This window comes from Paenibacillus sp. VT-400 (assembly GCF_001029205.1).
Classification (GTDB): Bacteria; Bacillota; Bacilli; order Paenibacillales; family Paenibacillaceae; genus Paenibacillus; species Paenibacillus amylolyticus.
Genome location: NZ_LELF01000067.1, coordinates 1458857 through 1474059 on the forward strand (window position 1 = coordinate 1458857; position 15203 = coordinate 1474059).

Genomic DNA, 15203 nt, shown 5'->3' on the forward strand with positions numbered 1-15203 from the left:
TCGTGATCAGATGGGTGTATAATCAAGAAGGTAAACTGGTATTTTATTATGTCATAAAGAAATTATATTGAATGTACAAGGCCGCGAATCACTATTGCGGTTGCAAATGATTTTATAAACAGGAGGTACGGCCGATGAGTAAAGCTACGAAAACAACAAATGAAGTCAGAAATGCGATTCAAAACCGTCGTACGGTGAAAAAATTTAAAAAAGAAGCTGTTCCTACACAGCAGATTATAGAATTGCTGGACACCGCAGTCTGGGCTCCTAACCATAAACTGCGTGAACCTTGGAGATTTTTGTTGTTTACCGGAAATGGACGGAAGAAACTGGCTGAGGCTATTGATGCAGAAATGGGAGAAGACAACAAATTCTCACCCAATATTATGCAAGTTCCATCCGTTATGCTTGTCGTGCTGGAAGAAGATCCAAGACAGAATATCTGGGACGAAGACTTCGCTGCGGTTAGTGCATTGGTTCAGAACTTTATGCTTGCAGCCTGGAGTGAAGACATTGGAACGTTCTGGGTGACCAAGCCATTTTTGTACGCTCCCAAATTCCGCAAACCGCTTGGAATAGAGGCGGGAGAGAAGATTGTAGGCATGATTTATATGGGATATCCTGATGTTATTCCTTCTGCTAAAGAACGCACACCAGCTAAGGACAAACTCACTCTTTTTGAATAATAAATTATTGTAGACCTTAGCTATATAAGATCCCCTTACGTTTACAAGGAAATCTACGTACAAGTACCTTTCTCCACAGAAGAGAAGGGCTTGTACGTTTTTTTGTCATGTTGGTGTATCCGCATTGTAAAATCTGCATAAGGAATCCTTCTCGATCTTCCTCTGCTGTTTACAGTTTCATGCCCATTTCACTGCCTTTGGGTAAATCGACCTGTTCTTCCCTCCATATGCTTCTAAAATAGCTTCAAAATAAAATAAGATCCAATTGACGATACTGGATGGCTTCAGCCACATGAGCTGTCACAATTTCACCTTCATGGTCCAGATCGGCAATTGTCTGTGCCATCTTGATAATCCGATCATGTGCACGCATGCTCAGGTTTAACGTTTGCAGCGTTTGCTCTAACAGTTGCTCTGCCTCTTGGGGGAGATGGATCGTTCGTCGCAAAAGCGTGCCCGAAAGCTGGCTATTCCAACGAACCGAACTTTTGGCATAACGTGTAGCCTGAATTTGATGAGCGTGGATCACTTTTGCCTGCATTTCTTCAGAGGAAGGGGAAGCAGCAGACTTGCGCCACTCGCCTGGTGGAGGAACCTCAACCTGAAGATCAATGCGGTCCAGCAGTGGTCCTGAAATTTTGGCTCGGTACGCGGCAACACGGGCTGGACTACATATGCAGCGTTGCTCCTCCGAATGAGCGGACAAATATCCGCAGGGACAGGGATTCATGGAACATGCAAGCATAAACTGGGCCGGAAAGGTGAATGCAGCCCGTGCCCGACTAATTGTCACTGTGCGATCCTCTAACGGCTGCCTTAATACCTCCAGCACTTGACGCTGGAATTCAGGTAATTCATCCAGAAACAATATGCCCCGGTGGGCAAGGCTCACTTCACCCGGTTTTGGGATACCACCGCCTCCAATTAGACCAGAGGTGGATATCGTGTGGTGAGGGGAGCGAAAAGGTCTGTCTGCAATCAGGCCTTGAGGCGCTTCTTTCAATTTGCCAGCGGCACTTAATACTTTGGTGACTTCCAACGCTTCATCTTCTGACAAAGGAGGAAGGATGGAAGGCAGACGTTTGATTAACATCGTTTTGCCCGTGCCTGGCGGTCCAACGAGCAGTATATTATGCATGCCGGCTGCAGCAATCATAAGCGCGCGTTTTACATGATGCTGCCCCAGAACATCGCTATAGTCATCTGCAAATAATAGTGTTTGTCTCGGCTTCCTATCCGCCATCTTATGAGTCTTGTCAGTTATAGGAGCAGCGAGGTGGGCATAATTTTTCAACACGACTGGTCCTGCATTCGAATTATTTGGTATTCCTGCTGATCTAGCGGGTTGATCTGGGTTTTCCGGAGCAATATCCTGTAAATGACGAATGCCAAACACCTGGATACCTCGAATCAGTGACGCTTCCTCCACGTTATCCAAAGGCAGGAGCACGGAAGTAAAGCCTTGTCGTTTGGCCAGATCCACCATGGATAAAATGCCGGGCACGGACCTGATCGAACCGTCCAACGCCAGTTCGCCAACCACGAGTGTCCGTTCCTGGGGAGGAAGTACAAGCTGACCGCTTGTCATAAGTAAACCAATAGCAATGGCCAGATCAAAGGAAGATCCTTCCTTGCGCAGATCAGCGGGGGCCAGATTGATTGTGATCCGCTGTAAAGGGTACTGATATCCGCAATTTTTAATCGCTGCACGAACACGTTCAGCGGCCTCACGAATGGCTGAATCCGGTAAACCAATGATGGACGTCTGTGGCAGACCATTGGATAAATCAGTTTCCACTTCGATCAGAACGCCATCAATTCCGTACAAACATGCACTATGCAATTTTCCGTACATAACAAAGAAACACCTCACTCGATTCTTGACTCCGCATAATACGGGCCAGTCTACGAATTAAGGTGCTTCCTCAGCTTCTACTAAACATTTTATATAAAAGGAATCATGGAGTCAACCTGTCATTATCATTGCTGTAGTCATCTTTCCTGATCCCTGAATTTTATTTCTGGAAGGAAATCATTAAATAGCTTTGGTGAAAATGGTTACGTATAAAATTTCATTATGTTTATTAAATTTAGCCCGAGAAGGCGTGAATCTGTTCGATGGACTTATCTATTATTGTTGTTAAATCATGGGGATGAACTGCTGATTATCTATCTATATTTATATTTTACACAATATAATTTATCATAATTAAATTGAATAGTAAAATCATTTGTGCTCAATTATTCTGTTTTTTTTCTATTTTGTGATAGTATAGATCTATAGTTCCTGTATTATTAGGAATAGATTGCACAATAGGCAGGTGAGAAAGACATATGCAGACTGACAGTTTGAAGCTGGATAACCAATTATGCTTTGCCATATATGCTTGTTCACGTGAGATTACGAAGATGTACCAGCCTTATCTGGAGGTACTTGGTGTAACGTATTCCCAGTATTTGGTGTTGATGGTTTTGTGGGAACGTGAAGAATGTACGGTTAAGGAGATCGGGGAGGCTCTCTATCTCGATTCGGGAACGTTGACACCCCTTCTCAAACGTTTGCAGTCAGCAGGACTTATTAATCGCGAACGCTCAGCTCAGGACGAACGAAAAGTATTAATTACACTAACCGACTCAGGCCGTGAGTTGCGGAACAAGGCATTATCCATACCTGAATCCATTCAGGGAGATGCGTGTTTGAACAGTACAGAGTTTAAAACATTGCTGGGTCAGTTCAAAGGATTGCTGGAGAAAGTTCACGAAACCAACACTAACGCAGCCAAAAAATAAAATGCAGTTTTACATCAAGGAAACCTTAGCTTTTAGCTGAGGTTTTTTCCATATATACCCAAGCATTCACAATATGGGATCATACTCATATCAAAATACTGTCTATTAAACATTAATTTTTTAAGGAAAGCGTTTTAAAAACGTGTTACAATGAATTGGGTTTAAGTGAAAATAGTCAACATTTGTCTTTTGTTAGTCTACCAACCCGCCTTGTTGCAGTCATGTTGATAGGAGGATTCGAGAATGAATATCCATGAATATCAAGGAAAAGAAGTACTGAAACAGTATGGAGTTACCGTTCCAAACGGAAAGGTTGCTTATACAGTCGATGAAGCGGTCGCGGCCGCTGAGGCATTGGGCAGTCCAGTGACTGTTGTCAAAGCACAGATTCACGCAGGTGGCCGGGGTAAAGCCGGCGGCGTAAAAGTGGCAAAGAGTACGGATGAAGTTCGTGCCTATGCTTCTGAAATTCTGGGCAAAGTATTGGTAACACACCAGACTGGACCAGAAGGTAAAGAAGTGAAACGTCTTCTGATTGAAGAAGGATGCGATATCCGCAAAGAGTATTATGTGGGTGTTGTTGTGGACCGTGCCACAGGCCGTGTAGTTATGATGGCTTCCGAAGAAGGCGGTACTGAGATTGAAGAAGTAGCTGAAGCTACACCTGAGAAAATTTTCAAAGAAATCATTGACCCTGCCATTGGATTGCAAGTGTTCCAGGCCCGTAAACTGGCCTACAGCATTAAGATTCCGAATGAACTGGTGAACAAAGCTGTTAAGTTCATGCTCGCGCTGTACACTGCATTTGTCGAAAAAGATTGCTCTATTGCCGAGATCAATCCTCTCGTTGTTACCGGAGATGGAAACGTTATCGCGCTAGATGCGAAATTAAACTTTGACTCCAACGCCCTGTTCCGTCACAAAGACATTTTGGAACTGCGTGACCTGGATGAAGAGGATGAAAAAGAAATCGAAGCTTCCAAATACGACCTCAGCTACATAGCACTTGATGGCAACATCGGCTGTATGGTCAATGGTGCGGGACTTGCGATGGCAACGATGGACATTATCAAATACTACGGTGGAGACCCGGCCAACTTCCTTGACGTTGGGGGCGGTGCAACAACGGAGAAGGTGACTGAAGCATTTAAGATCATCTTGTCCGATGCCAAAGTAGCTGGGATCTTTGTTAACATCTTCGGTGGCATCATGCGCTGTGATGTTATCGCCAATGGTGTTGTTGAAGCCGCGAAGCAGCTTGGCCTGACCAAACCGCTGGTTGTTCGTCTTGAAGGAACTAACGTGGAGCTTGGCAAACGTATTCTGGGTGAATCTGGCCTGAATATCGTTCCTGCTGATTCCATGGCCGATGGTGCACAGAAAATTGTTGCCCTCGTAAAATAAGTTCATTCCTTAGTACCGGAGCTGTCCGGGAATTGAAAAATAACCGTAAGGATGTGAAGCAACGTGAGTATTTTGATCGATAAAAATACAAAAGTCATTACGCAAGGCATTACGGGTTCAACGGGAATGTTCCACACGAAGGGCGCATTGGACTACGGAACCCAGATGGTAGGCGGAGTTACACCGGGTAAAGGCGGAACTAAGGTGGATATCACGTTGGAAGACGGTACAGTAGCTAGTCTGCCGGTGTTTAACACTGTGCAGGAAGCGAAGGAAGCTACAGGCGCAACAGCGAGCGTCATTTACGTTCCTCCTGCATTTGCAGCAGATTCCATTATGGAAGCTGTTGATGCTGAGCTGGACCTCGTCATCTGTATTACAGAAGGTATTCCGGTTCTTGACATGATCAAGGTTGACCGCTTCATGGAAGGTAAAGATACTGTCCTGATCGGACCAAACTGTCCAGGTGTCATTACACCAGGAGAATGTAAAATTGGTATCATGCCTGGTTACATCCATATGGCAGGGCACGTAGGCGTTGTTTCCCGTAGTGGAACACTTACCTATGAAGCTGTTCATCAACTGACGACACGTGGTATTGGACAATCTTCAGCTGTAGGAATCGGGGGAGACCCTGTAAAAGGCTCGGAGTTCATTGATATCCTCAAACGGTTCAATGAAGATCCACAGACTCATGCGGTCATCATGATTGGTGAGATTGGTGGTACAGCTGAAGAGGATGCTGCAGATTGGGTACGTGAAAACATGACCAAACCGGTTGTTGGCTTTATCGGTGGCGTAACAGCGCCTCCAGGCAAACGGATGGGCCATGCTGGCGCTATTATCTCTGGCGGTAAAGGTACAGCCAAAGAGAAAATTGCGAAGCTGGAATCATGTGGAATCAAAGTAGCACCAACTCCTGCTGAGATGGGTTCGACTTTGGTGAGCGTACTTGAGGAACGCGGTATTTTGAATTTGTGCACGACACATTAATTCTTTTTCGTTATAATAGAAGAAACGGCTCGGAAATGATTTATTTCTGGTAGACCGACTATTATGGTTACGGAAAAGGTAAGCAACCTTTTGTCCTTGAACAGGGCGAAGGGTTGCTTTTTTGCGTTTTTTTACGGGAAAAGGGGGAGGAATTGTCCCTCATCTGCGTAAACGCTTGCATTCCGTGGTCACTTAACACACAATATGGGGGAAGATCTCTTCCCGCTTTGGGAGGTTTATGGTATGGAAGAACGATGGATCTTGTTTGGGTTACATGAGATGGAGGGTATTGGCAAGAAAACAATCTCGAAACTGATTCTGGGACAACATGAATTAACCGATCTATTGAATTATGGGGAAAGCGACTGGGTCGCAGCAGGTTTGCGCAAAGATCAGGCTGCACGTTTGACTAGCCAATTTACTATCGACTGGATTGAGAGTAAAAGAGAACACGTTTACAATCAGGGGATAGAGGTTATTACTTATCTGGATCAGAATTATCCCATATTAATGAAGGAAACCGTTCAGCCTCCCTGGGTAATGTATGCTCGAGGGGATGTTAGTTTGCTACACAATTCGTCTATTGCCATGGTGGGAACTCGTATGCCAACCGTGTATGGGCGCAAAGTTGGAGAAAAGCTGGCAGAGCAATTATGCAATGCAGGACTGACGATTGTAAGCGGGCTTGCCCGCGGTATTGATAGCGTATGTCATGAGGCAGTACTACGTGCTAAAGGAAAAACGATTGCAGTATTCGGAACAGGGATTGATAATATATACCCACCCGAAAATACAAGCCTCGCTGAACGAATCGCGGAGACGGGGCTGCTTTTGTCGGAATATCCACCAGGTACGCGAGCGCGCCAGGGATTATTTCCGGAACGGAATCGAATCATTGCTGGTCTGACACTGGGAACATTGGTTGTTGAGGCTGACATTCGCAGTGGTTCACTCATTACAGCAGATGCTGCGCTTGAAGCAGGCAGGGATGTATTTGCAGTCCCTGGACCTATTACATCGCCGAAAAGTCGGGGAGCACACAATCTTATCCGTCAAGGGGCCAAATTGGTCACTTGTGCAGCAGATGTATTGGAAGAGTATCGATTGGGCTTGCCAAATGCAGAACAACTTCCTTACAATAGAGGACGTTCGACCGAAACAACCGAGCCTTCCGGGCGAGGGATATTCGCTGAGGTTAAGCTCTCTCCAGATGAACAACGTGTGATTTATCTGTTGGAACAGGGAGAGCAATCATTGGATCAACTGGTTGAGCTGCTTGGTTGGGATTTTGGACATTTGCATTCAGTTCTGTTATCTTTAATCATAAAAAAGCAGATTAGCCAATTACCAGGCACTAAATACGCGAGGGTATGACGAAGCTACAACCTACGTAGTGCGTGGAAATATATAATTAGCAGAAGTTATTAACTATGCATAAGCTTACAAAACAGTTTCATGACAGTTTCATGACTGAGAGGAGGATGAACCTATGGCGGATGCACTCGTAATCGTGGAGTCGCCCTCAAAGGCGAAGACGATAGGCAAATATTTAGGCAGCAAGTTCATCGTAAAAGCTTCGATGGGGCATATTCGCGATTTGCCAAAGAGTCAGATCGGCGTTGAGGTAGAGAATGATTTTAATCCGAAATATATTACGATCCGCGGCAAAGGTTCAATTTTGAAAGAACTGAAGGATGCACGGAAGAAAGTGAAAAAAGTGTATCTCGCAGCTGACCCGGATCGCGAAGGTGAGGCTATCGCATGGCATTTGGCCCATGCTCTTGAACTGGATGATACGGCAGATTGCCGGGTAGTATTTAATGAAATTACAAAACAGGCGGTCAAAGATGCGTTCAAAACGCCGCGGAAAATCAATATGGATTTGGTTAACGCGCAGCAGGCAAGACGTATTCTGGATCGACTCGTTGGATATAAAATTAGTCCGTTATTATGGAAGAAAGTGAAAAAAGGTTTGTCTGCAGGCCGGGTTCAGTCCGTGGCTGTTAAAATCATTTTAGATCGTGAAAATGAAATTGATGATTTTGAGCCGGAAGAATACTGGAGCATTACCGCCAAACTGACAGCAGACGGCAATCCGTTTGAAGCCAAGTTTCATAAACTGAACGGGGCCAAAACAGAGCTGGGCAGTGAAGCGGAAGTGCAAGCGATCCTGAAACAGATCGAAGGTGCAGACTTTACGATCAAGGAAGTTAAAGAGAAAGAACGGAGCCGTAACCCCTCCGCCCCGTTTACGACGAGTTCTCTGCAACAGGAAGCGGCACGTAAATTGAATTTCAGAGCTTCCAAGACGATGTCGGTCGCCCAACAACTATATGAAGGTGTAGACCTTGGAAAAGAAGGCACAGTAGGTCTCATCACGTATATGCGTACGGACTCCACACGAATTGCGGCATCTGCACAAGAAGAAGCCAAAGAATATATCGTTGGTAAGTATGGTGAGCCATTTGCACCTGAGACTCCACGAAACTATTCCAAAAAAGCAGCTAATGCTCAGGATGCGCATGAAGCGATTCGTCCAACTTCAATTTTGCGTGACCCTGACTCAATCAAGTCATTCATGAGTCGCGATCAGTTCCGGTTGTACAAACTGGTATGGGAACGGTTTGTAGCGAGCCAGATGTCTTCGGCTATCCTGGATACACTCTCTGTAGATATTGCTGCGGGGGACACCATTTTCCGTGCAGCAGGTTCGAAGGTACGATTCCAAGGTTTCATGAAGGTATATGTTGAAGGAAACGACGATGGTACAACCGATGAAGATCGTCTGCTGCCCCCGTTGAAAAGTGGAGATGTGCTTGAGAAGCAGGAGATTGAGCCAAAACAGCATTTTACACAACCGCCACCCCGATATACGGAGGCAAGGTTGGTTAAGACGCTTGAGGAATTGGGTATAGGGCGTCCGAGTACATATGCGCCAACACTGGAGACCATTCAGAAGCGCGGATATGTTGCGATAGAGGAAAAGAAATTCATGCCGACTGAGCTGGGTGAACTGGTCATCGAACAGATGGAAGAGTTTTTCCCGGAAATTCTGAATGTAGAGTTCACCGCGAACATGGAAGGTGATCTTGACCATGTGGAGGAAGGTTCCGAGGATTGGGTCAAAGTACTCGCAGAATTCTATGAATCTTTTGAGAAACGCCTTGAGTTTGCGGAAGAAGAAATGAAAGAAATCGAGATTGAAGACGAAGTATCCGATGAGATCTGTGAGAAGTGCGGCAAACCGCTGGTTTATAAACTCGGACGTTTTGGCAAGTTTCTTGCGTGCTCAGGCTTCCCTGATTGCCGGAATACCAAACCGATTATCAAGGATATCGGCGTGACTTGTCCGAAGTGTAAGGAAGGTCATGTTGTTGAGCGTCGTAGCAAAAAAGGACGTATTTTCTACGGTTGTGACAAATATCCTGAATGTGATTTTGTCTCATGGGACAGACCTTCAGCCAAACCATGTCCAAGTTGCGGATCGCTAATGATTGAAAAGCGGAACAAAAAGGGAGCACGATTGCAGTGTACTTCATGTGATCATCAGGAGCCGGTGGATGAACCGGATGACGAATCAGCGGATTAATATATATGCGAATCAAATTTAGTGGATTTTGAAATTGTTTTATGGGGGTAAATGATTTTGACGAATGAACAACAAGTAACCGTTATTGGTGCCGGGCTGGCAGGAACAGAAGCGGCCTGGCAGATTGCAAGTCGCGGCGTACGCGTGAAATTATACGAGATGAGACCTGTTGTGAAAACGCCAGCCCATCATACGGATAAATTTGCAGAACTGGTATGTAGCAACTCGCTGCGTGCGAATGGATTGACCAATGCAGTTGGTGTGTTAAAAGAAGAAATGAGAATGCTCAATTCTCTCGTATTGTCAGCAGCAGACAAACATGCAGTTCCCGCAGGTGGGGCGCTTGCTGTGGACCGTGATGGATTTTCAGGTGAGATTACATCCACGTTGCACCAGCATCCGCTCATCGAAGTGGTGAATGAGGAATTAACTTCTCTGCCGGAAGATGGCATCGTTGTTGTTGCAACGGGCCCGCTGACCTCACCTGCATTGTCTGAGCAAATCAAGGCGCTAATGGGGGAAGAGTATTTCTACTTCTATGATGCAGCTGCACCGATCATCGAAAAAGATTCAATTGATATGAATAAAGTGTATCTGGCTTCCCGTTATGATAAGGGTGAAGCGGCATATCTGAACTGTCCGATGACAGAAGAAGAGTTTGATGTCTTCTATGAAGCTCTCATTACTGCTGAGGTTGCTCAATTAAAAGAGTTTGAGAAAGAAATCTACTTTGAAGGCTGTATGCCAATCGAAGTGATGATGAAACGCGGGAAACAGACGGCTCTGTTTGGTCCAATGAAACCGGTAGGTCTGGTTAACCCTCATACAGGAGAGTTGCCACATGCGGTTGTTCAGCTTAGACAGGACAATGCAGCTGGAACCCTGTATAACTTGGTGGGCTTCCAGACGCATCTGAAATGGGGAGAACAGAAACGTGTCTTCTCCCTTATTCCTGGACTTGAAAATGCAGAGTTCGTTCGTTATGGCGTAATGCACCGTAATACATTTATTAACTCTCCTAAACTGCTTCTTCCGACGTATCAGTTTAAAGAGCGTCCAAACCTGTTCTTTGCAGGTCAGATGACGGGTGTAGAAGGATATGTGGAATCTGCTGCATCAGGGCTGATTGCCGGCATGAACGCAGCCAAAGCAGCACTTGGGCAGGAACTGGTGGTATTGCCGGTAGAAACAACACTTGGCAGTATGGCTCAGTATATTACAACTGCTGACTTCAAGCACTTCCAACCAATGAACGCAAACTTTGGTTTGCTGCCGAAGCTTGAAACAAAGATTCGTAACAAAAAGGAAAAAAATGAAGCTCTTGCACAGCGTGCCCTGGATGGCATCACCAGTTTTGCTGCGGCAGAAGGTCTAACTGTTCCGGAACGCGTATAAATTATTCGTGGGAGGATGCTGATATCATGGATATGTCATTTCATGCTACAACGATCTGTGCTGTTCGTCATAATGGTAAGGCGGCAATCGCAGGAGATGGTCAGGTGACCATGGGCCAAAGTGTTGTGATGAAGAATACAGCCAAGAAGGTAAGACGTTTGTACCGCGGACAGGTTGTTGCTGGCTTTGCTGGTTCTGTGGCGGATGCGATCACCCTGTTTGAGAAATTCGAAGGTAAGCTCGAGGAGCACCATGGTAACTTGCAACGTGCTGCTGTAGAGCTTGCCAAGGATTGGCGTCAGGATCGGATCTTGCGTAAGCTTGAGGCGCTGTTGATTGTGATGGACAAATCAGGTATGCTGCTCATTTCAGGCGGCGGGGAGATAATTGAACCAGATGATGACGTTATTGCTATCGGATCAGGTGGAAACTTCGCCTTATCTGCTGCGCGTGCGTTGAAACGTCATGCAGTAAATCTGGAAGCTAAAGATATTGCGCGTGAATCACTTCAGATTGCCTCGGAGCTATGTGTATATACCAATAATAATATTATTGTAGAAGAGTTATAAGCCAAAGAAATCTCCCGTAGTGGAGCATGATTCTGTAATCTGCTCCAGGACGTCTAGGGGATTCTTTGTCCTTGTTAGGAAAAATAAATTCAACATACTGGTAGGAGGGAAGCAATATGAATACTCAAGCGTTAACACCGAGACAGATTGTTGCAGAGCTTGACAAGTATATTGTAGGTCAAAAGAAAGCTAAAAAATCGGTAGCGGTAGCCCTTCGTAATCGTTATCGGCGTAGCCTTTTGCCTGAGCACACTCAGGACGACATTGTGCCTAAAAATATCTTGATGATTGGACCTACCGGTGTGGGTAAAACGGAAATCGCCCGTCGCCTTGCTAAACTGGTAGGTGCGCCATTTGTGAAAGTGGAAGCTACCAAGTTCACTGAAGTAGGTTACGTTGGCCGTGACGTTGAATCGATGGTGCGTGATCTGATTGAGACATCACTGCGGATGGTGAAATTGGAGCGGACTGAAAAAGTGAAGGACAAAGCTGAAGAAGCTGCCAATGAGCGAATTGTACATATTTTGGCTCCTTCACAGTCTAAGTCCAAGAGTCAGCGTAATCCCTTTGAGATGATCTTTGGTAATAATGGCAACAACGTTCAGGAACAGGATGAGCCAGAACCGGATACTGGGGTTGCCGAACGCCGCCGTAAGATCAAGTTTGATCTGTTGTCCGGCAAGTTGGAGGATGACATCATTGAGATTGATGTCGAAGACACTGCGCCTAACATGATGGACATGTTTGCTGGACAAGGTAATGATCAGATGGGCATGAATATGCAGGAGATGTTTGGTAGCCTCTTACCTCGTCGTACGAAAAAGCGCAAGCTCGCTATCAAAGAAGCGCGCAAAGTGTTGATCCAGGAAGAAGCAGGCAAATTGATCGATATGGATGATGTTACCCAAGAGTCCATTCGCCGGGCGGAGCAGACAGGTATCATTTTCATAGATGAAATCGACAAGGTTGCCAGTCAAGGACGCGGTAGTGGACCCGATGTATCCCGTGAGGGTGTGCAACGTGACATTCTGCCTATCGTAGAGGGGTCTACAGTAATGACGAAATATGGTCCTGTCAAAACGGATTATATTCTGTTTATGGCAGCTGGTGCATTCCACGTCGCCAAACCCTCTGATCTGATTCCTGAGCTTCAGGGACGCTTCCCAATCCGTGTGGAACTAAGCAGTCTAACACTGGAGGAGTTTGTATCCATTCTGACTGAACCTCAAAATGCACTGACCAAGCAGTATGTTGATCTGTTGCGCACAGAGAATATTGAGATTGAGTTCTCGGATGAGGCCATTCGCGAGATTGCCAAATTGGCTGAATCCGTCAATCAAAATACAGAAAATATAGGTGCACGTCGATTGCATACGATTCTTGAGAAGCTTTTGGAGGATTTATCCTTTGAGGCACCTGAGCTTACACTGGAACGTATGGTGATCACTCCGGAGTATGTCCGGGAGAAATTAAATGATATTGCGCTTGATCGTGATTTGAGTCAGTATATCCTGTAACATGCGGCTGCGGCTAGTAATGTAGTTGTTAAAATGATGTTATAAATGAACGGTATGCAAGAGAGTAGAGAACATTTGTGTGATCGACAAAGGGACGCGATCCTTAACGAATCACAAAGGCCCTCTTACTTGGCGCATATCGTTTATTTTTGTTTCTATCTAAAGGATTTTGATGTTACAACCGATAAAAGATGTGTGGTTGTTATACGGATCGACAAAACCTAGGACTTGTGCCGCATGTATACGGAGTTAAAACCTATCGGAGTGGTAGTTATTCTTCCATTCCATACCCAATTATTCCCATTAAAAGAATTTTCCTTATTCCAAGTCTGGTCATCGGTTTAGTCGACAGATTGGTAAATGTTGCGTAAATGCGCAAAATGATGAATTGTTGAAAAGTTTGAAGCCACTAATTGTTTTCTTAAAATTAAAATATATAGACCCCACTTAATTGTTAAGAAAGTGTTGTGTGGGCAAGACGAGTTTTCTTTAGTCTTGAAAGATAATTTGTCAATTGATTAATATACAGCTTTGTATGTATACCTATCATATTGTCCTTAAACCCTTAGTATAACAGCAAAAAATTCTAACATTATCAACTATGAAATATTCGGAATTATACATAATTACGGGCGTTATAAGCTCATGTTGAGACTCGAAATTTTTTTTTTATTTTAAGAATGTATAAGAACAATAAGGGAGAGTATTAACATACTTTTGTTTTGGGCCCCAACATTTACGAAAAAATTCATAATTTGCAGAAAATACACAAAAAGCCCCGTCTTTCAGAAAAGATAGGGCTTTTTTCTTATTGTAATAAATCCCAAACTCGAAGAAACTTATGTTATACGACAACATCAGAGTTAATTCTACTTAAGTCCTAGAAAACCGTGTAAAGACGAATGTTTTTGTCGAAAAAAACATAAGAATTTTCAAGGGAAAAGATACAATCTTTTTCCATAACTTCTAAAGAGAGGAGGGGGATTGTGAATCTTTTAAACGATATCAGCTTTAAAAGATTGCAAGGTGCACTCGATGCGTCCAATATCAGACAACGAACAATTGCTGACAACATCGCGAACGCCGATACCCCGTATTTCAAGCGCTCGGACGTTTCTTTTGAAGAAATGTTGCAAGGGCAAATGAATGGAGATATGCCTGTTCTTAAGGGTAAAGTAACTGATGCAAGGCATTTTGTCATAGGTCCTTCCTCTTCCGTACCCACGCCAGTAGTTAATATGGACCAGTCAACCTCCATGAATAACAACGAAAACAATGTCGATATAGACAGAGAAATGAGTCTTCTGGCGGAGAATCAGTTACGTTATAACGCTTATATTCAGCAAGTGAATGAACAAATTAAAATCATGCGTGTTGGCGTGGAAGGGAGATAACCTAAATTGAACATTAGTAATAGTTTTAGTATCAGTAGCTCAGCTCTGACAGCCCAACGGTTGCGGATGGACGTTATATCTTCCAACATTGCCAACGCAGAGACTACGCGCGCGAGCGTATCCAATGGTGAAGCGGTCCCTTACAAACGTAAAATGGTTGTGCTTGAGCCGAATAAAACGTCATTTGGTACGATGCTGCAAAATCAGATGAGAGGTAGCGGTTCAGGAGATGGCGTAAGAGTAACGGAGATTCGCGAGGATCAGTCACCTCTGAAACCTGTGTATGACCCTTCTCATCCGGATGCAAACGCAGAAGGATATGTATTTATGCCTAATGTGGATATTGCGAAAGAAATGGTCGACATGATCTCTGCTTCGCGTTCCTATGAAGCAAACGTAACAGCACTGAATTCAACCAAAGCGATGATCTCCAAAGCTTTGGAGATTGGAAGATAATCTGCTTAAAAATGAAAATAAGAAAAATACAAACCAGGATGAAGGGGAGGGACATTAATGATTCAGAACAACATGTTTAGCACACAGGGGATACAACCGCTACAGATGAAGAGTGCAACCGAAAGTAAGCCTTCTACACCAGCCGAAACCATTCAGAGCTTCGGTACATACTTACAGAATGCATTAGGGTCCGTTGCAGCACAGGAGGCTCAATCGCATGAAATGTCGAATCAATTTTTGGTCGGCAAAGCGAATGTGGATCAAGTGATGATTGCTTCAGAACAGGCCTTGTTAAGCCTACAACTCACAACTCAAGTCCGAAACAAAGTGGTCGAAGCATACCAAGAAGTTATGCGAACGCAGTTATAGAATAACCTACTTGCGCTTCGATAATAGCGCTGATCATTACA

At 44.6% G+C, this 15203-nt stretch carries 13 protein-coding genes; 12 read left to right on the plus strand and 1 reads right to left on the minus strand.

The genetic code is table 11. From position 1 onward, the window contains the following. Positions 1–134: 134 nt before the first annotated feature. A complete protein-coding gene (locus tag EL84_RS17270) occupies positions 135–686 on the plus strand; it encodes a nitroreductase (RefSeq protein ID WP_036609391.1) in 552 nt (183 codons plus the stop codon). Between the two features lie 244 nt (positions 687–930). Here the strand turns inward: EL84_RS17270 and EL84_RS17275 are convergent, their stop codons facing one another. Beyond that, positions 931–2541 carry a YifB family Mg chelatase-like AAA ATPase gene (locus EL84_RS17275; RefSeq protein ID WP_047842469.1) on the minus strand — a complete coding sequence of 537 codons (1611 nt, stop codon included), beginning with the start codon at positions 2539–2541 and terminating at the stop codon, positions 931–933. A 479-nt stretch (positions 2542–3020) separates the two neighbouring features. Here EL84_RS17275 and EL84_RS17280 point away from each other — a divergent pair, with 479 nt between their 5' ends. From EL84_RS17280 to fliE, 11 genes are all read left to right on the plus strand, one after another. Continuing rightward, positions 3021–3476, plus strand: a complete 456-nt coding sequence (locus tag EL84_RS17280) for a MarR family winged helix-turn-helix transcriptional regulator (RefSeq protein WP_047842470.1) — start codon at positions 3021–3023, stop codon at positions 3474–3476. A 243-nt stretch (positions 3477–3719) separates the two neighbouring features. Next, positions 3720–4880, plus strand: a complete 1161-nt coding sequence (sucC, locus tag EL84_RS17285) for an ADP-forming succinate--CoA ligase subunit beta (RefSeq protein WP_036609384.1) — start codon at positions 3720–3722, stop codon at positions 4878–4880. 63 nt (positions 4881–4943) lie between these two features. Then, positions 4944–5873 carry a succinate--CoA ligase subunit alpha gene (gene sucD, locus EL84_RS17290; protein ID WP_047842471.1) on the plus strand — a complete coding sequence of 310 codons (930 nt, stop codon included), beginning with the start codon at positions 4944–4946 and terminating at the stop codon, positions 5871–5873. Positions 5874–6116: 243 nt separating this feature from the next. After that, positions 6117–7247 carry a DNA-processing protein DprA gene (gene dprA / locus EL84_RS17295; RefSeq protein ID WP_047842472.1) on the plus strand — a complete coding sequence of 377 codons (1131 nt, stop codon included), beginning with the start codon at positions 6117–6119 and terminating at the stop codon, positions 7245–7247. Positions 7248–7362: 115 nt separating this feature from the next. Next, the gene (gene topA, locus EL84_RS17300; RefSeq protein WP_047842473.1) at positions 7363–9462 is read left to right on the plus strand and encodes a type I DNA topoisomerase; all 2100 of its coding nucleotides are present in this window, start codon (positions 7363–7365) and stop codon (positions 9460–9462) included. A gap of 51 nt (positions 9463–9513) precedes the next feature. Further along, positions 9514–10857 (plus strand): FADH(2)-oxidizing methylenetetrahydrofolate--tRNA-(uracil(54)-C(5))-methyltransferase TrmFO, encoded by a 1344-nt coding sequence (gene trmFO, locus EL84_RS17305; RefSeq protein ID WP_370511405.1) that lies wholly within the window; start codon positions 9514–9516, stop codon positions 10855–10857. Between the two features lie 26 nt (positions 10858–10883). After that, positions 10884–11426: an ATP-dependent protease subunit HslV gene (gene hslV, locus EL84_RS17310; RefSeq protein WP_017689194.1), complete on the plus strand. Its 543-nt coding sequence runs from the start codon at positions 10884–10886 to the stop codon at positions 11424–11426. A gap of 116 nt (positions 11427–11542) precedes the next feature. Then, positions 11543–12943, plus strand: coding sequence for an ATP-dependent protease ATPase subunit HslU (hslU, locus tag EL84_RS17315; RefSeq protein WP_047842474.1), 1401 nt, complete (start codon positions 11543–11545; stop codon positions 12941–12943). Between the two features lie 986 nt (positions 12944–13929). Then, positions 13930–14337 (plus strand): flagellar basal body rod protein FlgB, encoded by a 408-nt coding sequence (flgB, locus tag EL84_RS17320; RefSeq protein WP_036670359.1) that lies wholly within the window; start codon positions 13930–13932, stop codon positions 14335–14337. Positions 14338–14343: 6 nt separating this feature from the next. Next, positions 14344–14793, plus strand: coding sequence for a flagellar basal body rod protein FlgC (gene flgC / locus EL84_RS17325; RefSeq protein ID WP_017689191.1), 450 nt, complete (start codon positions 14344–14346; stop codon positions 14791–14793). Between the two features lie 57 nt (positions 14794–14850). Next, positions 14851–15162, plus strand: a complete 312-nt coding sequence (fliE, locus tag EL84_RS17330) for a flagellar hook-basal body complex protein FliE (protein ID WP_017689190.1) — start codon at positions 14851–14853, stop codon at positions 15160–15162. Positions 15163–15203: the final 41 nt, after the last annotated feature.

What these genes read in the sequence shown, in the direction of transcription:
- EL84_RS17275 (WP_047842469.1), bottom strand. Translation starts at nt 2,541, where the DNA reads ATGTACGGAAAATTGCATAGTGCATGTTTGTACGGAATTGATGGCGTT.
- dprA (WP_047842472.1), top strand. Translation starts at nt 6,117, where the DNA reads ATGGAAGAACGATGGATCTTGTTTGGGTTACATGAGATGGAGGGTATT.
- trmFO (WP_370511405.1), top strand. Translation starts at nt 9,514, where the DNA reads ATGATTTTGACGAATGAACAACAAGTAACCGTTATTGGTGCCGGGCTG.
- topA (WP_047842473.1), top strand. Translation starts at nt 7,363, where the DNA reads ATGGCGGATGCACTCGTAATCGTGGAGTCGCCCTCAAAGGCGAAGACG.
- hslV (WP_017689194.1), top strand. Translation starts at nt 10,884, where the DNA reads ATGGATATGTCATTTCATGCTACAACGATCTGTGCTGTTCGTCATAAT.
- hslU (WP_047842474.1), top strand. Translation starts at nt 11,543, where the DNA reads ATGAATACTCAAGCGTTAACACCGAGACAGATTGTTGCAGAGCTTGAC.
- fliE (WP_017689190.1), top strand. Translation starts at nt 14,851, where the DNA reads ATGATTCAGAACAACATGTTTAGCACACAGGGGATACAACCGCTACAG.
- EL84_RS17270 (WP_036609391.1), top strand. Translation starts at nt 135, where the DNA reads ATGAGTAAAGCTACGAAAACAACAAATGAAGTCAGAAATGCGATTCAA.
- EL84_RS17280 (WP_047842470.1), top strand. Translation starts at nt 3,021, where the DNA reads ATGCAGACTGACAGTTTGAAGCTGGATAACCAATTATGCTTTGCCATA.
- sucC (WP_036609384.1), top strand. Translation starts at nt 3,720, where the DNA reads ATGAATATCCATGAATATCAAGGAAAAGAAGTACTGAAACAGTATGGA.